We start from the raw sequence: 21,657 nt of genomic DNA on the forward strand, positions 1-21,657 counted from the left end.
TTTCCGATCCGATTTCCTCGGTGCTTTCCAGGTTCTCGCTTTCGCGTTTCCCTTTCCGGCGGTTCCGACTCTATCAGATCCTTTTCGGTGTCTGATTCCCGGCCGGCGGGATTGTCTGGGCTTTTCGGCTTTCGCCGTTCGGCCTTTCGACATTCACCACGTTAGCCGATTCCCTCTCGGACTCATAATCGAGTCCCAGCGGATTCAATTCGGACATGCGGACACGTCGAATCGACCCCCGCCAGGGGGAAGTCGTAGGTAGTGGGGTGGCCGCTTCCGTCTACTGGCGATTGCCGTACCCGGTTCAAGCGACTCGGAGAACATTACGCATCTTCCAAGACCGAGTCAACGTGACCTGCGTCTCGTCCGGGGTACGACACATACGACACGGGGGAGGGCAGTGCGGAACCTGCCCTCCCCCGACGACGCTGTCCACGTCAGTGCGCGGCCGACTCCCAGTCCGGGCCCACGCCCACCGAGACGTCCAGGGGCGCCCGGAGGGACACCGCGTCGGCCATTTCGCGGCGGACGATCTCCTCCACGGCGGCGCGTTCGCCGGGGGCGATCTCCAGGACGATTTCGTCGTGGACCTGGAGGAGCATGCGGGACTTCAGGTCGGTCTCGCGCAAGGCGCGGTCGACATGGAGCATGGCGATCTTGACGATGTCGGCCGCGGTGCCCTGGATGGGGGCGTTGAGGGCCATGCGCTCGGCCGCCTCACGGCGCTGGCGGTTGTCGCTGTTGAGGTCGGGGAGATAGCGGCGGCGGCCGAAGAGGGTCGCCGTGTAGCCCGTCGCCCGCGCCTCGTCGACGACCCGGCGCAGATAGTCCCGTACGCCGCCGAAGCGCTCGAAGTAGGTGTCCATCAGGGCGCGGGCCTCGCCCGCCTCGATGTTCAGCTGCTGGGAGAGGCCGAAGGCGGAAAGCCCGTACGCCAGGCCGTACGACATCGCCTTGATCTTGCGGCGCATCTCCGGGTCGACCGCGTCCCGGCCGACGGAGAACACCTGGGAGGCGACCGTGGTGTGCAGGTCCTCGCCGGAGGTGAACGCCTCGAGGAGGCCCTCGTCCTCGGAGAGGTGGGCCATCACGCGCAGCTCGATCTGGCTGTAGTCGGCGGTCATCAGGGACTCGAAGCCCTCGCCCACCACGAAGCCGCGGCGGATCGCGCGGCCCTCGTCGGTGCGGACGGGGATGTTCTGCAGGTTCGGGTCCGTGGAGGAGAGCCGGCCGGTCGCGGCCACCGTCTGGTTGAAGGTGGTGTGGATACGGCCGTCGCCCGCGATGGTCTTGATCAGGCCCTCGACCGTGACGCGCAGCTTGGCCTGCTCACGGTGGCGGAGCATGATCACCGGCAGCTCGTTCTCCGTCTGGGCGGCGAGCCAGGCGAGCGCGTCGGCGTCGGTGGTGTACCCGGTCTTGGTCTTCTTGGTCTTGGGCAGCGCCAGCTCGCCGAAGAGGACTTCCTGGAGCTGCTTGGGCGAGCCGAGGTTGAACTCGTGCCCGGCGGCCGCGTGGGCCTCCTTCACGGCCTGCTGCACCGCGCCCGCGAAGGTCTGCTCCATGGTCTCCAGGTGCGCGCGGTCGGCCGCGATGCCGTGCCGCTCCATGCGGGCGAGCAGCGCGGAGGTGGGCAGCTCCATGTCGCGCAGCAGATCGGCCGCGCCGACCTCCTCCAGGCGGGCCTCGAACGCCTCGCCCAGGTCGAGGATCGTGCGGGCCTGGATCATCAGCGCCTCGGCCTCGGCACCGTCGTCCGCGCCGAACGCCAGCTGGCCGTCGGCCGCGGCGGCCGGGGCCAGCTCGCGGTGCAGATACTCCAGCGAGAGCGCGTCCAGGTCGAAGGAGCGGCGTCCCGGCTTGACCAGGTACGCGGCGAGCGCGGTGTCCATGCGGACGCCCTCGACGCTCCAGCCGTGCTCACCGAAGACCCGCATCGCGCCCTTGGCGTTGTGGAACACCTTGGGGCGGTCCGCGTCCGCCAGCCACGCGGCGAAGGCCCGCTCGTCGGCCTCGTCCAGTTCGGCCGGGTCGAACCAGGCGGCCGCTCCGCCGGGCGCCGCGAGGGCGACCTCGGCCACCGAGCCCGTGCCCAGCGCCCAGGTGTCCACCGTGGCGACGCCAAGGATCTCCGTGCCGTACTCGGCCAGCCAGGGGGCCAGCTCGCCGGTGCCCAGGACCGTGCCGTCGATCTCCACGCCCTCGGTCGCGACCGGGGTCGTCTCGGCCTCCTCGGCGCCGGGGTCGACGGCGAAGAGCCGCTCGCGCAGGGAGGGGTTGCGGATCTCCAGGGTGTCCAGGATCGTCACGACGGCCTTGCGGTCGTACGGGGCGCGCTCCAGCTCGGCGACCGACTTCGACAGCTCGACCTCGCGCTCCAGCTCGGTCAGGACGCGGTTGAGCTTGACCGACTCCAAGTGGTCGCGGAGGTTCTGGCCTGCCTTGCCCTTGACCTCCTCGACCCGCTCGACCAGTTCCGCGAACGAGCCGAACTGGTTGATCCACTTCGCGGCGGTCTTCTCGCCGACACCGGGGATGCCGGGCAGGTTGTCGGACGGGTCGCCGCGCAGGGCGGCGAAGTCGGGGTACTGCGCGGGCGTCAACCCGTACTTCTCGAGAACCTTCTCCGGGGTGAACCGGGTCAGCTCCGAGACGCCCTTGGTCGGGTAGAGGACCGTGGTGTGGTCGCTGACCAGCTGGAAGGAGTCGCGGTCGCCGGTGACGATCAGTACGTCGAAGCCCGCGGCCTCGGCCTGGGTGGCGAGGGTGGCGATCACGTCGTCCGCCTCGAAGCCGTCGATCGCGAAGCGGGGCGCGTTCATGGCGTCGAGCAGCTCACCGATCAGCTCGACCTGGCCCTTGAACTCGTCCGGGGTCTTGGAACGGTTCGCCTTGTACTCGGTGAAGCGCTCCGAGCGCCAGGTCTTGCGGGACACGTCGAACGCCACCGCGAAGTGCGTGGGCGCCTCGTCACGCAGGGTGTTGGCCAGCATCGAGGCGAAGCCGTAGATCGCGTTCGTGGGCTGGCCCGTCGCGGTGGTGAAGTTCTCCGCGGGCAGCGCGAAGAACGCGCGGTACGCCAGCGAATGCCCGTCCATGAGCATCAGCCGGGGCCGGCCGGGGTTGGTCTCGTTCTGCTTCGCTGCTGTCTCTGCCACGCCTCCGATCCTGCCACGGCCCACTGACAGCCGAGTCCACGAACAGGACGGGGCCGGGCGGGCGACGACCGAGGAAGCCACCCGTCCGCCGTTCACCGCGCCCCTCCCTCCGCTCACCGACCGCCCCGCCCCACCCCCTCCCCCTGCGCCCCCTCGCCAGGCATCCTGATGCGCGGGACGTGGGAACGGGCCGCGAACAGCGCGCGGCGCCGGACCCGGAAACACAGTCGAAGGGGAGCGGGCACATGGCGACGAAGCCGCCCAAGAGCGATCCGGTGCAGGACGCGCCGCGGACAGGGGAGCCGAAGCACGCGGCGGCGGGGCTGCCCGCGGTGGTGCACTCCTTGAAGATCGCGCAGGAGCAGATGGGGGTCAGGCGCACCGCGCTCACCCTGCTCCGGGTGAACCAGAAGGACGGCTTCGACTGTCCCGGCTGCGCCTGGCCCGAGCCCGAGCACCGGCACGCCGCCGAGTTCTGCGAGAACGGCGCGAAGGCGGTGGCCGAGGAGGCCACGCTGCGCCGGGTGACCCCGGGGTTCTTCGCGGAGCACTCCGTCGCGGATCTGTCCGACAAGAGCGGTTATTGGCTGGGCCAGCAGGGGCGGCTCACGCACCCCATGTATCTCGCCGAGGGGGCGAGCCACTACGAGCCCGTGTCCTGGGAGCGTGCCCTCGGCATCGTCGCCGAGGAGATCGCCGCGCTGGGCTCCCCCGACGAGGCCGTCTTCTACACCTCGGGCCGTACCAGCAACGAGGCCGCCTTCCTCTATCAGCTGTTCGCGCGCGAGCTGGGCACCAACAACCTGCCCGACTGCTCCAACATGTGCCACGAGTCCTCCGGCTCGGCGCTGTCGGAGACGATCGGCATCGGCAAGGGCAGCGTCCTCCTGGAGGACCTCTACCGCGCCGATCTGATCATCGTCGCGGGGCAGAACCCGGGCACCAACCACCCCCGCATGCTCTCCGCACTGGAGAAGGCCAAGGCGTCCGGGGCGCGGATCATCAGCGTCAACCCGCTGCCCGAGGCGGGCCTGGAGCGGTTCAAGAACCCGCAGACCCCGCAGGGGATGATCAGGGGCGCCGCGCTCACCGATCTCTTCCTTCAGATCCGCCTCGGCGGCGACCAGGCCCTCTTCCGTCTCCTCAACAAGCTCGTCCTGGAGACGGAGGGCGCGGTGGACGAGGAGTTCGTCCGCGAACACACCCATGGGTACGAGGAGTTCGCGGACGCCGCCCGCAAGGCCGAGTGGGACGAGACCCTGGCCGCGACCGGCCTGGCCCGCGAGGAGATCGAGCGGGCGCTCGCCATGGTGCTGGAGTCGAAGCGGGTCATCGTCTGCTGGGCCATGGGGCTCACCCAGCACAAGCACTCCGTGCCGACCATCCGCGAGGTGGTCAACTTCCTTCTCCTGCGCGGCAACATCGGCCGCCCGGGCGCGGGCGTCTGCCCGGTGCGCGGTCACTCGAACGTGCAGGGCGACCGCACCATGGGCATCTTCGAGCGGCCCGCCCCGGCCTTCCTGGACGCGCTGGAGAAGGAGTTCGGGTTCGCTCCCCCGCGCGCGCACGGTTTCGACGTCGTACGGGCCATCCGCGCGCTGCGCGACGGCGAGGCGAAGGTGTTCTTCGCCATGGGCGGCAACTTCGTCTCCGCCTCCCCCGACACCGAGGTCACCGAGGCGGCGATGCGCCGGGCGCGGCTGACCGTGCATGTGTCGACCAAGCTGAACCGTTCGCACGTGGTCACCGGCGCCCGCGCCCTGATCCTGCCGACGCTCGGCCGCACCGAGCGCGATGTGCAGGGCGGCGGCGAGCAGTTCGTGACCGTCGAGGACTCCATGGGCATGGTGCACGCCTCGCGCGGACGGCTCGCGCCCGCGAGCCCGCAGCTGCTGTCGGAGCCCGCGATCGTGTGCCGCCTGGCGCGCCGGGTGCTGCCGGACAGCAGGGTGCCGTGGGAGGAGTTCGAGCGGGACTACGCGGCGATCCGCGACCGCATCGCGCGGGTGGTCCCCGGCTTCGAGGACTTCAACGCGCGCGTGGCCGACCCCGCGGGCTTCGCCCTGCCGCACGGGCCGCGCGACGAGCGCCGCTTCGCGACGGCCACCGGCAAGGCCAACTTCACGGCCGCCCCGGTGGAGCACCCCGAGCTGCCCGAGGGCCGGCTGCTGCTGCAGACGCTGCGCTCGCACGACCAGTACAACACCACGATCTACGGCCTGGACGACCGTTACCGGGGCATCACCGACGGCCGCCGCGTCGTCCTGATCCACCCCGAGGACGCGCGCGAACTGGGCGTGGCCGACGGGTCGTACGTCGATCTGGTGGGCGAGTGGCGCGACGGGGTGGAGCGGCGGGCGCCCGGTTTCCGGGTGGTGCACTACCCGACGGCGCGGGGCTGCGCGGCCTCGTACTACCCGGAGACCAATGTGCTCGTGCCGCTGGACGCCACCGCCGACACCAGCAACACCCCGGCGAGCAAGTCGGTGGTGGTCCGGCTGGAGGCGGCCGCGACACCCCGTCTGGAACAATCGGCGACCGACTGAGCGTTCGCTCAGCGACGGCGGCGTGCCGTCGGAGACAGGGACGTGCCGCCGGACAGGCGTGGCGAGAACGGAGCGGGATCATGGGTGAGCAGCAGCAGGTGAAATTCCCGCAGGAGATCATCGACGAGTACGCGGCGCTCGGTGTGGACCTGCCCGCGCTGTTCTCGGCGGGCCACCTCGGCACGCGGATGGGGGTGCAGATCCTGGAGGCGGCCCCGGACCGGGTGGTGGCCACCATGCCGGTGGAGGGCAACACCCAGCCGTACGGCCTGCTGCACGGCGGCGCCTCGGCGGTGCTCGCCGAGACCCTGGGCTCGATCGGCGCCATGCTGCACGGCGGCAGCTCGAAGATCGCGGTGGGCGTGGACCTGAACTGCACGCACCACCGGGGCGTGCGCTCCGGCCTGGTGACCGGCGTGGCCACGCCGGTGCACCGGGGCCGCTCGACGGCGACGTACGAGGTCGTGATCAGTGACGAGGAGGGCCGCCGGGTCTGCACGGCCCGGCTGACCTGTCTGCTGCGTGACGTCCGGCCGGGCGGCGCCGAGGGCTGAGCCCGCCGAGGACGGGACCAAGTGACCGTCCTTCTTGTCGAGTTGATGAAGTGTCAGGGCCGGGGGCCCGCGTCGTCCGGAGTGCCGGCGGCGCGGGCCCCCGGCCCTCGCCATGCCCGCATATGACCGAATTCCGGGAAACCGGAAGGCGCCGAACCATTTCCCTGAAAGTAACTCTGCGTAATACGCGCGCAATACGGATTCCTGTTCCACCCCACGTTCCCGATCCGCCCGGCAGATCGTCGCGGTCCCGAATGTCACGTGCCGCGACGAAGATCGCGTCATCACCAAAACCCTTGAGACGCCTGAACAGTTGAGGGGCGTTCCTGCGGGTTCTCACGATGTGGACGGGGCGAACCGGACCGAATTCCTGCCTTTCCCCCACCGCGTACCGCTCTGCATTACCTCGTGTCATAACAAGAGCGTCACAGCATTCGTCAGACCCTCCTCCACGTTCCCCACACACGCCTAGAGTCACGGCCAGTCACCGCGCCCCGGATTCACTTTTCGGCCAGTGCGCGGCTCGACCGTTTCCATGAGGATGCGGTCGTCCAGGGAAAGGACTGATCGTGCGTCAACGTTCGCTCATCGCCATCACCGCCGCGCTGGCTGCGGGAGCTCTCACCCTGACCGCCTGCGGCTCGCGCGACAGCGGCGACAAGGGGAACGGCTCCGCGGGCGGCGGCACCACCGTCACCATCGGCATCGACGCCCCGCTGACCGGCGACCTGTCCGCGCTGGGCCTCGGCATCAAGAACTCGGTCGACCTCGCGGCCAAGACCGCGAACAAGAAGGAGTACGTCAAGGGCGTCACCTTCAAGATCGACGCCAAGGACGACCAGGCCCAGCCCTCCTCCGGCCAGCAGAACTCCGTCGCCTTCGTCACCGACAAGAGCGTCCTCGGCGTCGTCGGCCCGCTCAACTCCTCCGTCGCCGAGTCGATGCAGAAGGTCCTCGACGACGCCAAGCTGGCCCAGGTCTCCCCCGCCAACACCAACCCGGCCCTCACCCAGGGCGTCGACTGGCAGAAGACCAAGGCCCGCACCTACAAGTCGTACTTCCGCACCGCGACCACGGACGCCATCCAGGGCCCGTTCGCCGCCCAGTACGTCTACAACAAGGCCAAGAAGACCAAGGTCTTCGTCATCGACGACAAGAAGACCTACGGCGCCGGTCTCGCCGCCACCTTCTCCGCCGAGTTCAAGAAGCTGGGCGGCAAGGTCGTCGGCACCGAGCACATCAACCCCGACACCAAGGACTTCTCCGCGGTCGCCACCAAGGTGAAGAACTCCGGCGCCCAGGTGGTCTACTACGGCGGCGAGTACCCGCAGGCCGGCCCGCTCAGCAAGCAGATCAAGGCGGCCGGCGCCAAGGTCCCGCTGGTCGGCGGCGACGGCATCTACGCGGCCGACTTCATCAAGCTCGGCGGCGCCTCCGCCACCGGCGACCTCGCCACCTCCGTCGGCGCCCCGGTGGAGACCCTCCCCTCCGCCAGGCAGTTCGTCGCCGACTACAAGGCCGGCGGTTACAAGGAGGAGTACGCGGCCTACGGCGGCTACTCCTACGACTCCGCCTGGGCCATCATCGAGGCCGTCAAGAAGGTCGTCGACGACAACGGCGGCAAGCTGCCCTCCGACGCCCGCGCCAAGGTCACCGCCGCCCTGCAGAACGTCTCCTTCGACGGCGTGACCGGCAAGGTCTCCTTCGACGAGTACGGCGACGCCACCAACAAGCAGCTCACCGTGTACTCCGTCGAGAACGGTGCCTGGAAGGCCGTGGAGTCCGGCACCTACAACGGCTCCTGACCCACACACCCGCACCAGCCGAGCCGCGCGGGGCGCTGAAGGGGCGCCCCGCGCGGACTCACATCCGGACACATCCGTCGAACTCATCCGAACGCTCGGAGGACATGCGGTGAACGAACTGCCGCAGCAGCTGGTCAACGGCCTGCTACTTGGTTCCATGTACGGGCTGGTCGCCATCGGCTACACCATGGTCTATGGCATCGTCCAGCTCATCAACTTCGCCCACGGCGAGATTTTCATGACCGGCGCCTTCGGCGCCCTCACGGTCTACGTGTACGTCCTTCCCGACGGCACCTCCATGTGGATCGCCCTGCCACTCATGCTGGTGGGCGCCATCGTGGTCGCCGTCGGTGTCGCCGTCGGAGCGGAACGATTCGCCTACCGGCCGCTGCGCACCGCCCCCCGGCTCGCCCCGCTCATCACCGCCATCGGCCTCTCCCTGGCCCTCCAGCAGGCGGTCTGGGCGTGGTACCCGGAGGCCAAGTCCGCACGCACCTTCCCGAGCATCCCGGGCGGCCCCTTCGAGCTCGGCAACGTCACCATCCAGACCGGTGACGTCTTCCTCGTCGTCGCCGCCCCCCTCAGCATGGCCGTCCTCGCCTACTTCGTGATGCGCACCCGCACCGGACGCGGCATGCAGGCCACCGCCCAGGACCCGGACACCGCCAAGCTCATGGGCGTCAACACCGACCGCATCATCGTGATCGCGTTCGCCCTCGGCGCCGCCTTCGCCGCGGTCGGCTCCGTCGCCTACGGCTTCAAGTACGGCCAGATCGACTTCCGCATGGGCTTCATCCTCGGCCTCAAGGCGTTCACCGCGGCCGTCCTCGGCGGCATCGGCAACATCTACGGCGCCATGCTCGGCGGCCTCGTCCTCGGCGTCGCCGAAGCCCTCTCCACCGCCTACATCGCGGACATCCCCGGCATGGACAAGTTCGGCAGCCAGTCCTGGGCAGATGTCTGGGCGTTCGTACTCCTCATCCTCGTGCTCCTGCTGAGGCCACAGGGCCTGCTCGGCGAGCGCGTCGCGGACAGGGCGTGACACCGATGACCACACAGACCACCACCCCCGGCACCCCGGAGATCCCGGAGACCCCGGACACCAGCGCCCCCGCAGCCACCGGCCTGATCGGCCTGCCGGCCACCCTCGGCCGCGCCCTGGCCACCGGCGGCGGCGCCCTGGCCGTCGTCTCCACCTTCCTCGCCTGGACCTGGACCGCCGCCTTCCCCGGCGACCTCACCGTCTACGGCTACCCCGGCGGCCTCCAGGTCCTCGTCCTCATCGGCGGCCTGCTCACCACCCTGTTCGGCCTCGCCTCCTACGGCGTCAAGGGCCTCAAGCTCCTGACCCCCGGAAGCGCCGACAGCGCCCTCAAGCTCGCCGCGCTCGGCACCTTCGCCACCGCCTGGTACACCGTCATCGCCATCAGCGCCACGCTCGGCGGCATCGTCAACCTCGAACCCGGCGGCTACCTCGTCGCCGTCGCCACCCTGGTCGCCCTCCTCGGCGCCCTCGCACTGCCCTTCCAGCGGCCCGAGCCCGACCCCGTCGACCCCGACGACACCGGCTGGGAAGCCTTCCGGCACCGCGCGCGGCAGAACCGGCAGAACTTCAAGGCCGCCTTCGCCTCCGAAGCCCCCGCCCCCGGCCGCACCCTGCCCGCCTGGGCCGAGATCCTCGTCATCGCCGGCGTCATGGCCCTCGGCCTGCTCGTCTTCACCTACGGCATCGGCACCGAGTACGACGAACTCTTCATCGGCTTCCTCATCACCGCCGGATTCGGCGTCGCCGCCCTCGCCAAGGCCGGACTCGTGGCCCGGATCTCGGCGATCACCGCACGCCACCGCAACGTCACCATGACCGGCGCCTTCGTCGCCGCCGCGGCCTTCCCCTTCACCCAGTCCGACGACCAGTACGCCACCATCGGCGTCTACATCCTCATCTTCGCCACCGTCGCCCTCGGCCTGAACATCGTCGTCGGCCTCGCCGGCCTGCTCGACCTCGGCTACGTCGCGTTCCTCGGCGTCGGCGCCTACACCGCCGCCCTCGTCTCCGGCTCGCCCTCCTCGCCCCTGCACGTGCACTGGCCCTTCTGGGCCTCCGCCCTGCTCGGCGCGGTCGTCGCCATGATCTTCGGCGTCCTCATCGGCGCCCCCACCCTCCGCCTGCGCGGCGACTACCTCGCCATCGTGACCCTCGGCTTCGGAGAGATCTTCCGCATCACCGTCCTCAACATGGACGGCACCTCCGGACCCGACGTCACCAACGGCTCCAACGGCATCTCCTCCATCCCCAACCTCAACATCCTCGGCTACGACTTCGGCCAGGAACACCAGCTCTTCGGCGCCACCATCGGCCGGTTCGCCAACTACTTCCTGCTGATGCTCCTCATCACCCTCGTCGTCGTCATCGTCTTCCGGCGCAGCAGCGACTCCCGCATCGGCCGCGCCTGGATCGCCATCCGCGAGGACGAGACCGCCGCGCTCGCCATGGGCATCAACGGCTTCCGGGTCAAGCTCATCGCCTTCGCCCTGGGCGCCTGCCTCGCCGGTCTCGCCGGGTCCGTCCAGGCCCACGTCACCTACACCGTGACCCCGGAGCAGTACCAGTTCGCGCACGTCGTACCGCCCAACTCGGCCTTCCTCCTCGCAGCGGTCGTCCTCGGCGGCATGGGCACCATCTCCGGTCCCCTCGTCGGCGCCGCACTGCTGTACCTGATCCCGGCCAAGCTCCAATTCCTGGGCGACTACCAGCTCTTCGCCTTCGGCGTCGCACTCGTCCTGCTGATGCGCTTCCGCCCCGAGGGCCTCATCCCCAACCGGCGCCGCCAACTGGAGTTCCACGAGGACACCGAGGCGCCCGTCCTCAGCAAGGCAGGGGCCTGACCACCATGACCACCGACACCACCACCCAGGAAACCGCCCCCGGCACCACCCCCGGCGAGACGGTCCTCGACGCCCGCGGCGTCACCATGCGCTTCGGCGGCCTCACCGCCGTCCGCGACGTGAACCTCACCGTCAACAGCGGCGAGATCGTCGGCCTCATCGGCCCCAACGGCGCCGGAAAGACCACCTTCTTCAACTGCCTCACCGGCCTCTACGTCCCCACCGAGGGCGAGGTCCGCTACAAGGGCACCGTCCTGCCGCCCAAGTCCTTCAAGGTCACCGCGGCCGGCATCGCCCGCACCTTCCAGAACATCCGGCTCTTCGCCAACATGACCGTCCTGGAGAACGTCCTCGTCGGCCGCCACACCCGCACCAAGGAAGGACTCTGGTCCGCCCTGCTGCGCGGCCCCGGCTTCCACAGGGCCGAAGCCGCCTCCCGCGCCCGCGCCATGGAACTCCTCGCCTTCGTCGGCCTGGACAACAAGGCCGAGCACCTCGCGCGCAACCTCCCCTACGGCGAGCAGCGCAAACTGGAGATCGCCCGCGCGCTGGCCAGCGAACCCGGCCTCCTCCTGCTGGACGAGCCCACCGCGGGCATGAACCCGCAGGAGACCCGCGCCACCGAGGAACTGGTCTTCGCCATCCGCGACCAGGGCATCGCCGTCCTCGTCATCGAGCACGACATGCGCTTCATCTTCAACCTGTGCGACCGCGTCGCCGTCCTCGTCCAGGGCCAGAAGCTCGTCGAGGGCGACAGCGCCACCGTCCAGGGCGACGAGCGCGTCGTCGCCGCCTACCTCGGCGAACCCTTCGAGGACGCCCCCGGCGCCGAGGAGGTGGCCGAGGTCGAGGCCGCCGAGGCCGCCGAGGCCGACGCGGCCGGAGCGGCCGGAGCGGTGGCGACCGAGGCCGAGGCGGTCGCGGAAAAGGCGACCGAGACAGCGACGGTCGTGGAAGAGACGGTCGTGGAAGAGGCCCAGGCCACGACGGACGCCGCGCCCGACGAGGAGAACGGCACCGGCGCGGAGAACGGCAAGGAGAACGACCGATGACCGCACTGCTCGAAGTCGAGGACCTGCGGGTCGCCTACGGCAAGATCGAAGCCGTCAAGGGCATCTCCTTCAGCGTCGAAGAAGGCCAGGTCGTCACCCTCATCGGCACCAACGGCGCGGGCAAGACCACCACGCTGCGCACCCTCTCCGGGCTGCTCAAGCCGGTCGGCGGCCAGATCCGCTTCAACGGCAAGTCGCTGAAGAAGGTCCCCGCCCACGACGTGGTCTCCCTCGGCCTCGCCCACTCCCCCGAGGGCCGGCACATCTTCCCGCGCATGACCATCGAGGACAACCTCCGCCTCGGTGCCTTCCTGCGCAACGACCGGCCCGGCATCGAGAAGGACATCCAGCGCGCCTACGACCTCTTCCCCATCCTCGGGGAACGCCGCAAGCAGGCCGCGGGCACCCTCTCGGGCGGTGAGCAGCAGATGCTGGCCATGGGCCGGGCCCTGATGTCCCAGCCCAAGCTGCTCATGCTGGACGAGCCCTCCATGGGCCTCTCGCCCATCATGATGCAGAAGATCATGGCGACGATCGCCGAGCTGAAGTCCCAGGGCACGACCATCCTCCTGGTCGAACAGAACGCCCAGGCCGCCCTCTCGCTCGCCGACCAGGGCCACGTCATGGAGGTCGGCAGCATCGTCCTCTCCGGCACCGGCCAGGACCTGCTCCACGACGAGTCCGTGCGGAAGGCGTACCTCGGCGAGGACTGAGCCGTCGTACGACGGAGGCCCGCGCTCCCCTCCCGGGGGAGGCGCGGGCCTCTTCGCGTGGACCAGGGGTCAGTCCTTGTCCTTGTCCTTCTTCTTGGACGCCTTCTTCTCGTGGTCGTCCGCGATGACCGCCTCCGCGACCTGCTGCATCGACAGCCGGCGGTCCATGGAGGTCTTCTGGATCCAGCGGAACGCGGCGGGCTCGGACAGGCCGTACTCCGTCTGGAGGATCGACTTCGCGCGGTCCACCAGCTTGCGGGTCTCCAGGCGCTGGGTGAGGTCCGCGACCTCCTGCTCCAGCTGGCGCAGCTCCGTGAACCGGGAGACGGCCATCTCGATGGCCGGGACCACGTCGCTCTTGCTGAAGGGCTTGACCAGGTAGGCCATGGCACCGGCGTCGCGGGCGCGCTCCACGAGGTCGCGCTGCGAGAACGCGGTGAGCATCAGGACCGGGGCGATGGACTCCTCGGCGATCTTCTCGGCCGCCGAGATGCCGTCGAGCTTCGGCATCTTCACGTCCAGGATCACCAGGTCCGGCTTGTGCTCCCGGGCCAGCTCCACGGCCTGCTCACCGTCGGCGGCCTCGCCTACGACCGTGTAGCCCTCCTCCTCCAGCATCTCTTTCAGATCGAGCCGGATCAGCGCCTCGTCCTCCGCGATGACGACACGGGTCGTCAGCGGGGGCACATGCGACTTGTCGTCGTCGGACACGTCTGCGGGCTGGGGCGACTCGGCGGTCACTGGTGCTCTCCGTTCAGGCAGGGGTACTGCTGACAAGAGCCTACCTAGCTGCGGTAAGGTGGACGCGCGGAGGGTCGGGGGAAACCTTGGATTCTACGAGCCCCGGTAGCCCAATTGGCAGCAGGCAACGGATTCAAAACCCGTACAGTGTCGGTTCGAGTCCGACTCGGGGCACTTTTCCTTGGATTCGAAGGTTCACCTCGCCAGCGGATGCGCACGTTCGCGTGAACATCCGCTTTTTGCTGCGTGTCGCCGCGCCCCCTCCCACAAAGTGGCCGCATGTACGACCTCAGCACACGCGAGCGAGCGCTCGCACTCGTGGCCCAGGGACGCAGCCTCAACTCCGTGAGCAAGGAGACCGGTGTCTCCCGCAGCGCGATTCGTTCCTGGCAGACCCGCGTCACCCCGCTCCCCCGCATGGAGCGCACCCCGTGCTCACTGTGCGGGCCTGCGGGCGAGCCGCCCGCGGACAGGGCTTCGTACAGCTACCTTCTCGGCCTCTACCTCGGCGACGGCTGCATCAGTCCGGGCATGAAAGCCGGCTACTACCTCCGCATCGCGTGCTCCGATGCGTGGCCAGGACTCATCGAAGCCTGCGTTGCCGCAGTCGAAGCCATCAACCCCAGCAAGAAGTCGTACCGGGTCCAAGCTGTCGGCTACACCTCCGTGGTCGGCTACAGCTGGCACTGGCGTTGCCTCTTCCCCCAGCACGGCCCCGGCAAGAAGCATGAACGCGCGATCGCCCTCGAACCCTGGCAGCAGGAGATCGTCGACGCCCACCCCTGGGGGTTCGTCCGTGGGCTCATCCACTCCGACGGATGTCGGATCACCAACTGGACCGAGAAGCTGATCGGCGGCGAGCGCAAGCGCTATGAGTACCCCCGGTACTTCTTCACCAACGTCTCCGACGACATCCGGCGCCTCTACACCGACACCCTCGACAAGCTCGGCGTCCAGTGGACCCACTGCACGCGCAACGGAAACGCGTTCAACATCTCCGTCGCCCGCAAACCCTCCGTCGCCCTCATGGACGCCCACGTAGGCCCCAAGTACTGACCGCGTCTACCGAGGGCTGTCGTCCTCCCCCACGTGATGCACCCGGACCAGATTCGTCGTGCCGGACACCCCCGGAGGCGACCCCGCCGTGATGACCACCACGTCGCCCTTCTCGCAGCGGCCGTAGCGAAGCAGCAGTTCGTCCACCTGGGCGACCATCGCGTCGGTCGAGTCGACATGCGGGCCGAGGAACGTCTCCACGCCCCACGTCAGGCTCAGCTGGGAGCGGGTCGCCGGTTCGGGGGTGAAGGCGAGGAGGGGGATCGGGGAGCGGTAGCGGGAGAGGCGGCGGGCGGTGTCGCCGGACTGGGTGAAGGCGACGAGGAACCTGGCGCCGAGGAAGTCGCCCGTCTCCGCCGCCGCGCGGGCGACGGCGCCGCCCTGGGTGCGGGGCTTGTCGCGTTCGGTCAGCGGCGGCAGGCCGCCCGCGAGCATGTCCTCCTCGGCGGCGGTGACGATCTTCGCCATGGTGTGCACGACCCCGACGGGGTACTTGCCAACGCTGGTCTCGCCGGAGAGCATCACCGCGTCCGCGCCGTCGAGCACCGCGTTGGCCACGTCGGAGGCTTCGGCGCGGGTCGGCCGGGCGTTCTCGATCATGGAGTCGAGCATCTGGGTGGCGACGATGACCGGCTTGGCGTTGCGCTTGGCGAGTTGTACGGCGCGTTTCTGGACGACGGGGACGTGTTCGAGGGGCATCTCGACGCCGAGGTCGCCGCGGGCGACCATGATGCCGTCGAAGGCGGCGACGATCTCTTCGATGTTCTCGACGGCCTGGGGCTTCTCCACCTTGGCGATGACGGGGAGGCGGCGGCCTTCCTCGTCCATGACGCGGTGGACGTCGAGCACGTCGCGTCCGGCGCGGACGAAGGAGAGGGCGACGGTGTCGAAGCCGGTGCGCAGGGCCCAGCGCAGGTCGTCCTCGTCCTTCTTGGTGAGGGCGGGGACGGAGACGGAGACGCCGGGGAGGTTGAGTCCCTTGTGGTCGGAGACGACGCCGCCTTCGAGGACGCGGGTGTGGACGCGGGGGCCGTCGACGGAGGTGACCTCCAGGCAGACCTTGCCGTCGTCGACGAGGACGCGTTCGCCGGGGGTGACGTCGGTGGCGAGTCCGGCGTAGGTGGTGCCGCAGCGGTGGCGGTCGCCCTCGACGCCTTCTTCGACGGTGATGGTGAAGGTGTCGCCGCGTTCGAGGATCACAGGGCCTTCGGCGAATCGGCCGAGCCGGATCTTCGGGCCTTGAAGATCGGCGAGGAGTCCGACGCTGCGGCCGGTTTCGTCGGCGGCCTTGCGTACGCGCTGATATCGCGCCTCGTGTTCGGCCTGGCCGCCGTGGCTGAGGTTGAAGCGGGCGACGTCCATTCCGGCTTCGACCAGTGCCTTGATCTGGTCGTACGAGTCGGTGGCCGGCCCGAGTGTGCAGACGATCTTTGCTCGGCGCATGAGGCGAGCCTAGGGCTTACCGGCGGGTAGAGAATCCGGGCCCGATGGCCATTCAACGACCTTTACGGAAAGGCTTATTGACAAGTGTTGAATTGTGCGGCGACCCGCTCCTATGAGCGATGTTTTTCGCGCAATAGTTCGTCACCCATTTCCCTCACCCATTCACCCCGCCCGTTCATGTCGCCCATTCCGGGGCCGCGTTTTCACAGCCTCAGCGGCACCAGCGTGAAGCGTGCCGTGACCTGTGCGGCCACCGTGATCCGTGCGGGTTCCAGGTCGAGGGCCTCGGGCGGTTCGGCGGGGCCGCCCCTGGTGAGGGAGCGGGCGGCGCCCCCGTAGGCGGCCATGGTGCGGGGGCGGGCGGCGCCGGTGTCGGCGAGTTCGACCAGGGCGGCGACGGAGGTGCCGAGTGCGTCGGCGTACTCGCGGGCGCGCTTGAGGGCGTCGGCGACGGCGCGGCGGCGGGCCTCGGTGTGGACCGGGGAGCCGGGGCGCAGGGACCACCAGGGGCCGTCGACTCGGGTCAGTTCCAAGTCGGCCAGTCGGGTGGTGAGTTCGGCCAGTGCGGTGAAGTCGGTGAACTCGGCGTCGAGGCGGACCTGTCCCTGGTGGCTGCGGACGCGTTCGCCGCGGCCGCGTTCGGAGAGTTCGGAGGTGATGGAGAAGACGCCGGTGGAGAGTTCAGCGACGGCTTCGCCGTAGGACTTGACGAGGTCGAGGACGGCGGCGTTGCGGCGGGTGAGGTCGTCGAGGGTGGCGCGCCGGTCGCGGCCGCGGGCGGCGACGGTGATGCCGATGCGGGCGATCTCGGGTCCGGTCTCGAGTTCCGCCTCGCCCTGGACCACGAGGAGGGGGGCGTCGGGGGTGCCGTGCGCGGGTGCCGGTGGAGTGGTCATGTGTCCCACTGTGTCATGTGACGCCCGTACGGGTGGCGGGAGTTCAGGGTGTATCGGTCACCGGATCGCAACCTGGGAGGTCTGTTGCGGCGGGGCGCGGCCCGGCACAATCTACGCGCGTTGTCCGATCATGCCGAGAGAGGCCACCGATGTCGTTGAACCGCCGGAAGTTCCTGAAGAAGTCCGCCGTGACCGGGGCGGGGGTGGCCGTCGCGGGCGGGGTGGGAGCGCCGGTGGCCGAGGCCGCGCCCGGCAGCCACAGTGAGCACGACAAGCACGGCAGGCATCACGAGAAGCGGTACGCGCTGACGGTGATGGGCACGACCGATCTGCATGGGCACGTCTTCAACTGGGACTACTTCAAGAACGCGGAGTACGCCGACCCTGCGGGCAACGCTCTGGGGCTGTCCCGGGTCTCGACGCTGGTGAACCAGGTCCGTGAGGAGAAGGGGCGGCACAACACGCTGCTCCTGGACGCGGGCGACACGATCCAGGGCACCCCGCTGACGTACTACTACGCCAAGGTGGACCCGATCACCGCCAAGGGCGGCCCGGTGCATCCGATGGCGCTGGCGATGAACGCGATCGGGTACGACGCGGCGGCGCTGGGCAATCACGAGTTCAACTACGGCATCGAGACGCTGCGCAAGTTCGAGAGCCAGCTGCGCTTCCCGCTGCTGGGCGCGAACGCGCTGGACGCGAAGACGCTGAAGCCCGCGTTCCAGCCGTATTTCATGAAGGACTTCCGGGTGCCGGGGGCGCCGCCGGTGAAGGTGGCGGTGCTGGGGCTGACCAACCCGGGTATCGCGATCTGGGACAAGGCGTACGTCCAGGGGAAGCTGGCGTTCGAGGGTCTGGAGGAGCAGGCCGCGAAGTGGGTGCCGAAGCTGCGCTCGATGGGTGCGGACGTGGTGATCGTCTCGGCGCACTCGGGTACGTCGGGCACGTCGTCGTACGGTGACCAGGTGCCGTACGTGGAGAACGCGGCGGCGAACGTGGCGCGGCTGGTGCCGGGGATCGACGCGATTCTGGTGGGGCACGCGCATGTGGAGATCCCGGAGTTGCGGGTCGTCAACGAGAAGTCGGGGAAGACGGTCGTGCTGTCGGAGCCGCTGTGCTTCGCGGAGCGGCTGACGCTGTTCGACGTGGAGCTGGTGCTCCGGCGGGGCAAGTGGGAGGTGGAGTCGGTCGCGGCGTCGCTGCGGGACTCGCGGACGGTCGCGGACGACCCGAAGATCACCAAGCTGCTGACGGCGGAGCACACGAAGGTGGTCGCGTACGTCAACCAGGTGGTGGGCCGGGCGACCGAGACGCTGACGACGGTGGACGCGCGGTACAAGGACGCGCCGATCATCGATCTGATCAACAAGGTGCAGGAGGACGTGGTCAAGGCGGCGCTCGCGGGCACCGCGTATGCGTCGCTGCCGGTGCTGTCGCAGGCGTCGCCGTTCTCGCGGACCAGTGAGATCCCGGCGGGCGAGGTGACGATCCGGGATCTGTCGAGCCTGTACGTGTACGACAACACGCTGGTGGCGAAGCTGCTGACGGGGGCGCAGGTGCGGGCGTACCTGGAGTACTCGGCGGAGTACTTCGCGCAGACGGCGCCGGGTGCCGCGGTGGACGTGGACAAGCTGACGAACGCGAACGGCCGCCCGGACTACAACTACGACTATGTGTCCGGGCTGTCGTACGACATCGACGTGGCGCAGCCGGCCGGGTCGCGGATCAGGAATCTGACGTTCGGCGGGGCGCCGTTGGACGACGCCGCGCAGTTCGTGTTCGCGGTGAACAACTACCGGGCGAACGGCGGCGGCGCCTTCCCGTTCGTGGCGTCGGCGAAGGAGCTGTGGTCGGAGTCCACGGAGATCCGGACCCGGATCGCGGAGTGGGTGACGGCCAAGGGTGAGCTGGACCCGAAGGACTTCGCGTCGGTGGACTGGAAGCTGACGCGGAACGGCACGCCGGTGTTCTGAGTCGTCTTCTAGACCGGTGCCCCGGTGACGGTGCGGACCTGGTGGGTCCTGCCGTCGCCGGGGTTCGTGCGTTGCGGGTGGAGTCCGAAGGTGGTGAAGGCGGTCCGGGTGGGGAGCGGGTACTGCTCCTTGCCCGTCAGGGAGTTGAGGATGCTCGCGCTGCGCCAGGCGGTGAGGCCGAGGTCGGGGGCGCCGACGCCGTGGGTGTGGAGTTCGGCGTTCTGGACGTGGACGGCGCCGGTGACGGCGGGGTCCAGGACGAGCCGGAACTCGTCGTCGATCAAGGGGCGCCCGTGGCTGTCGCGGCGCAGGTGCGGGGTGAGTCCGGCGAGGACGCCGTCGAGGGGGCGTTCGCGGTAGCCGGTGGCGAGGACGACGGCGTCGGTGGCGAGGCGGGTACGGGTGCCCTGGTCGTGGTGTTCGAGGTGGAGTTCGACCTGTCCGGTGCCGAGGCGGCCCGCGGTGCGGACGTGGACGCCGGGGGTGAGGACGGCGTCGGGCCAGCCGCCGTGGAGGGTGCGGCGGTAGAGCTCGTCGTGGATGGCGGCGAGGGTGCCCGCGTCGACGCCCTTGTGGAGCTGCCATTGGGCGGGGACGAGCCGGTCGCGGACGGGTTCGGGGAGGGCGTGGAAGTAGCGGGTGTGGTCGGGGGTGAAGTGTTCCAGGCCGAGCTTGGAGTACTCCATGGGGGCGAAGGCGGGGGTGCGGCCGATCCAGTGGAGGCCCTCGTGGCCTTGGGGGCGGTGGCGGAGGAGGTCGAGGAAGACCTCGGCGCCGGACTGTCCTGAGCCGACGACGGTGACGTGTCCTGCGGCGAGGAGGGCGTCGCGGTGGGTGAGGTAGTCGGCGGCGTGCAGGACGGGGACGCCGGGGGCGGCGGCGAGCGGGCGCAGGGGTTCGGGGATGTGGGGGGCGGTGCCGATGCCGAGGACGAGGTTGCGGGTGCGGGTGCGGCCGAGGGATTCGGCGTGGCCTTCGGCGTCGAGGCGGGTGAAGTCGACCTCGAACACGTCGCGTTCGGGGTCCCAGCGGACGGTGTCGACCTGGTGGGAGAAGCGCAGTCCGGGCAGGTGCCGGGAGACCCAGCGGCAGTAGGCGTTGTACTCGGCGCGCCGGATGTGGAAGTGCTCGGCGAAGTAGAAGGGGAAGAGGCGCTGGCGGGCGCGGAGGTAGTTGAGGAAGCTCCAGGGGCTGGTGGGGTCGGCGAGGGTCACGAGGTCGGCGAGGAAGGGGACTTGGAGGGTGGCGTCGTCGATGAGCAGGCCGGGGTGCCAGTCGAAGCCGGGGCGCTGTTCGTAGAAGACGGCGTCGAGTTCGGCGAGGGGGTGGGCGAGGGCGGCCAGGGAGAGGTTGCAGGGGCCGATGCCGATGCCGACGAGGTCGCGGGGGGATGCGGGCTCGTGCTGTGGGGGCTGGGTCATCCGGTCGTGTGTCCTTCGACGAGTTTCAGGAGGTGGGCCAGGTCGTCGGGGCGGGTGTGGGGGTTGAGGAGGGTGGCCTTGAGCCAGAGGCGGCCGTCGGCGCGGGCCCGGCCGAGGACGGCGCGGCCCTGGTGGAGCAGGGTGCGGCGGACGGCGGCCACGGTGTCGTCGGGGGCGTGGGCGGGCCGGAACAGGACGGTGCTGATTCCGGGCGGGCCGTACAGCTCGAAGCGGGGGTGGTCGTGGACGAGGGCGGCGAACTCCTCGGCGCGGGCGCAGACGTGGTCGACCAGTTCGGCGAGTCCGGTGCGGCCGAGGGTCTTGAGGGTGACGGCGGCCTTGAGGATGTCGGGGCGGCGGGTGGTGCGCAGCGAGCGGCCGAGGAGGTCGGGGTGGCCGGCGTCGGTGTCGTCGTCGGCGTTGAGGTAGTCGGCGCGCTGGTGGAGTGCGGTGAGTTCGGTGGGGCGGGCGACGGCGAGGAGTCCGGCGGCGACGGGCTGCCAGCCGAGTTTGTGCAGGTCGAGGGTGACGGTGTCGGCGGCGTCGAGTCCGGCGAGTTTGGGGCGGTGGCGGTCGCTGAAGAGGAGTCCGCCGCCGTAGGCCGCGTCGATGTGGAGGCGGGCGCCGTGGGCGGCGCAGCGGGCGGCGATCTCGGGGAGCGGGTCGATGAGTCCGGCGTCGGTGGTGCCCGCGGTGGCGGCGACGAGGGCGGGGCCCGCGAGTCCGGTGAGTGCGGTGTCGAGGGCGGCGGGGTCGAGGGTGCCGTTCGGGGTGGGCAGGACGAGCGGGTCGGGCAGGCCGAGGAGCCAGGCGGCGCGGGGCAGGGAGTGGTGGGCGTTGGCCCCGCAGACGAGGGTGAGGGCGCTGCCACGGGTTTCGCGGGCGAGGAGCAGGGCGAGCTGGTTGGACTCGGTGCCGCCGGTGGTGACCAGGGCGTCGGCGAGTCCGGCCTCGTGGGCGAGGGTGCGGGTGACGCGGGCCTCCAGTGCGGAGGCGGCGGGGGCCTGGTCCCAGGAGTCCATGGAGGGGTTGAGGGCGCCGGCGGCGAGGTCGGCGGCGGTGGCGACGGCGAGCGGGGGGCAGTGCAGATGGCCCGCGCAGAGCGGGTCGGCGGGGTCGGCGGCACCGGCGGCGAGGAGGTGGACGAGGGTGCGCAGGGCGTCGGGGTCGCCGTGCTCGGGGAGGACGTCCCCGAGGGCTTCCTCGACCCGGGCGTCCACGGCGTGCGGCCCTCCGGCGGGCAGCGGTCCGCCCCTGTCGCGCGCGCCCGCCGCGAGCGCGTCGAGCACGGTGTCCAGCAGGGGCCGCAGCGCGTCGGGGCCGTGCGGTCCGGCGGCGAGGGGCGGGGTGCTCATGGGCTCTCCTGCGGGGCGGGGGACGTCCGGCCGGGCGGATTTGGGGCCGGGTGTCCGC

At 70.0% G+C, this 21,657-nt stretch carries 15 protein-coding genes and 1 tRNA gene; 10 read left to right on the forward strand and 6 right to left on the reverse strand.

Annotation, left to right across the window (positions count from 1 at the left end; translation table 11 throughout):
• Positions 1-437: 437 nt before the first annotated feature.
• Complete coding sequence (polA, locus tag AB0E91_RS18440; protein ID WP_361782479.1) at positions 438-3,158, reverse strand: DNA polymerase I; 2,721 nt, start codon at positions 3,156-3,158, stop codon at positions 438-440.
• A 245-nt stretch (positions 3,159-3,403) separates the two neighbouring features.
• On the opposite strand from polA, the gene AB0E91_RS18445 reads away from it, so the two are divergent.
• The 7 genes from AB0E91_RS18445 (at position 3,404) to AB0E91_RS18475 (ending at position 12,714) form a co-directional block, all read left to right on the forward strand.
• Positions 3,404-5,704: an FdhF/YdeP family oxidoreductase gene (locus tag AB0E91_RS18445; protein WP_361782482.1), complete on the forward strand. Its 2,301-nt coding sequence runs from the start codon at positions 3,404-3,406 to the stop codon at positions 5,702-5,704.
• Positions 5,705-5,784: 80 nt separating this feature from the next.
• Positions 5,785-6,258: a hotdog fold thioesterase gene (locus AB0E91_RS18450; protein WP_361782485.1), complete on the forward strand. Its 474-nt coding sequence runs from the start codon at positions 5,785-5,787 to the stop codon at positions 6,256-6,258.
• A gap of 569 nt (positions 6,259-6,827) precedes the next feature.
• Entirely contained in the window at positions 6,828-8,063 is a 1,236-nt protein-coding gene (locus tag AB0E91_RS18455; RefSeq protein ID WP_361782488.1) for a branched-chain amino acid ABC transporter substrate-binding protein, read from the forward strand.
• Positions 8,064-8,172: 109 nt separating this feature from the next.
• Positions 8,173-9,105, forward strand: a complete 933-nt coding sequence (locus AB0E91_RS18460) for a branched-chain amino acid ABC transporter permease (protein ID WP_361782491.1) — start codon at positions 8,173-8,175, stop codon at positions 9,103-9,105.
• A gap of 5 nt (positions 9,106-9,110) precedes the next feature.
• A complete protein-coding gene (locus tag AB0E91_RS18465; protein WP_361782494.1) occupies positions 9,111-10,949 on the forward strand; it encodes a branched-chain amino acid ABC transporter permease in 1,839 nt (612 codons plus the stop codon).
• 5 nt (positions 10,950-10,954) lie between these two features.
• On the forward strand, positions 10,955-12,001 hold the full coding sequence (locus AB0E91_RS18470) for an ABC transporter ATP-binding protein (RefSeq protein WP_361782497.1): 1,047 nt from the start codon (positions 10,955-10,957) through the stop codon (positions 11,999-12,001).
• Positions 11,998-12,714 carry an ABC transporter ATP-binding protein gene (locus tag AB0E91_RS18475; RefSeq protein ID WP_361782500.1) on the forward strand — a complete coding sequence of 239 codons (717 nt, stop codon included), beginning with the start codon at positions 11,998-12,000 and terminating at the stop codon, positions 12,712-12,714. The genes AB0E91_RS18470 and AB0E91_RS18475 overlap by 4 nt, the downstream gene beginning before the upstream one ends.
• Positions 12,715-12,783: 69 nt before the next feature.
• Here the strand turns inward: AB0E91_RS18475 and AB0E91_RS18480 are convergent, their stop codons facing one another.
• Complete coding sequence (locus tag AB0E91_RS18480; RefSeq protein ID WP_361782503.1) at positions 12,784-13,455, reverse strand: response regulator; 672 nt, start codon at positions 13,453-13,455, stop codon at positions 12,784-12,786.
• Between the two features lie 99 nt (positions 13,456-13,554).
• On the opposite strand from AB0E91_RS18480, the gene AB0E91_RS18485 reads away from it, so the two are divergent.
• A tRNA-Leu gene (locus tag AB0E91_RS18485) sits at positions 13,555-13,629 on the forward strand.
• A 105-nt stretch (positions 13,630-13,734) separates the two neighbouring features.
• Positions 13,735-14,511, forward strand: a complete 777-nt coding sequence (locus tag AB0E91_RS18490; RefSeq protein WP_361782506.1) for a transcriptional regulator — start codon at positions 13,735-13,737, stop codon at positions 14,509-14,511.
• A gap of 6 nt (positions 14,512-14,517) precedes the next feature.
• On the opposite strand, the gene pyk is transcribed toward AB0E91_RS18490, so the two are convergent.
• Together pyk and AB0E91_RS18500 are read right to left on the reverse strand one after the other, a co-directional pair.
• Positions 14,518-15,954 carry a pyruvate kinase gene (gene pyk / locus AB0E91_RS18495; RefSeq protein ID WP_361782509.1) on the reverse strand — a complete coding sequence of 479 codons (1,437 nt, stop codon included), beginning with the start codon at positions 15,952-15,954 and terminating at the stop codon, positions 14,518-14,520.
• A 203-nt stretch (positions 15,955-16,157) separates the two neighbouring features.
• The gene (locus AB0E91_RS18500) at positions 16,158-16,850 is read right to left on the reverse strand and encodes an SIMPL domain-containing protein (RefSeq protein WP_361782512.1); all 693 of its coding nucleotides are present in this window, start codon (positions 16,848-16,850) and stop codon (positions 16,158-16,160) included.
• 149 nt (positions 16,851-16,999) lie between these two features.
• Between AB0E91_RS18500 and AB0E91_RS18505 the strand changes: the two genes are divergently transcribed.
• Positions 17,000-18,823 (forward strand): 5'-nucleotidase C-terminal domain-containing protein, encoded by a 1,824-nt coding sequence (locus AB0E91_RS18505; protein ID WP_361782515.1) that lies wholly within the window; start codon positions 17,000-17,002, stop codon positions 18,821-18,823.
• Positions 18,824-18,831: 8 nt separating this feature from the next.
• Here AB0E91_RS18505 and AB0E91_RS18510 read toward each other — a convergent pair whose 3' ends face one another.
• Both AB0E91_RS18510 and AB0E91_RS18515 read right to left on the reverse strand, forming a co-directional pair.
• Positions 18,832-20,244 carry a SidA/IucD/PvdA family monooxygenase gene (locus tag AB0E91_RS18510; RefSeq protein ID WP_361782518.1) on the reverse strand — a complete coding sequence of 471 codons (1,413 nt, stop codon included), beginning with the start codon at positions 20,242-20,244 and terminating at the stop codon, positions 18,832-18,834.
• Complete coding sequence (locus AB0E91_RS18515) at positions 20,241-21,599, reverse strand: aminotransferase class V-fold PLP-dependent enzyme (protein WP_361782521.1); 1,359 nt, start codon at positions 21,597-21,599, stop codon at positions 20,241-20,243. The genes AB0E91_RS18510 and AB0E91_RS18515 overlap by 4 nt, the downstream gene beginning before the upstream one ends.
• Positions 21,600-21,657 lie beyond the last annotated feature (58 nt).

The organism is Streptomyces sp. NPDC026659 (assembly GCF_040638245.1).
GTDB lineage: Bacteria > Actinomycetota > Actinomycetes > Streptomycetales > Streptomycetaceae > Streptomyces.

Coding starts and splice junctions, on each gene's coding strand:
- AB0E91_RS18505 (WP_361782515.1), top strand. CDS start 17,000: ATGTCGTTGAACCGCCGGAAGTTCCTGAAGAAGTCCGCCGTGACCGGG.
- AB0E91_RS18510 (WP_361782518.1), bottom strand. CDS start 20,244: ATGACCCAGCCCCCACAGCACGAGCCCGCATCCCCCCGCGACCTCGTC.
- AB0E91_RS18470 (WP_361782497.1), top strand. CDS start 10,955: ATGACCACCGACACCACCACCCAGGAAACCGCCCCCGGCACCACCCCC.
- AB0E91_RS18465 (WP_361782494.1), top strand. CDS start 9,111: ATGACCACACAGACCACCACCCCCGGCACCCCGGAGATCCCGGAGACC.
- AB0E91_RS18450 (WP_361782485.1), top strand. CDS start 5,785: ATGGGTGAGCAGCAGCAGGTGAAATTCCCGCAGGAGATCATCGACGAG.
- AB0E91_RS18490 (WP_361782506.1), top strand. CDS start 13,735: ATGTACGACCTCAGCACACGCGAGCGAGCGCTCGCACTCGTGGCCCAG.
- AB0E91_RS18475 (WP_361782500.1), top strand. CDS start 11,998: ATGACCGCACTGCTCGAAGTCGAGGACCTGCGGGTCGCCTACGGCAAG.
- AB0E91_RS18500 (WP_361782512.1), bottom strand. CDS start 16,850: ATGACCACTCCACCGGCACCCGCGCACGGCACCCCCGACGCCCCCCTC.
- pyk (WP_361782509.1), bottom strand. CDS start 15,954: ATGCGCCGAGCAAAGATCGTCTGCACACTCGGGCCGGCCACCGACTCG.
- AB0E91_RS18445 (WP_361782482.1), top strand. CDS start 3,404: ATGGCGACGAAGCCGCCCAAGAGCGATCCGGTGCAGGACGCGCCGCGG.
- AB0E91_RS18515 (WP_361782521.1), bottom strand. CDS start 21,599: ATGAGCACCCCGCCCCTCGCCGCCGGACCGCACGGCCCCGACGCGCTG.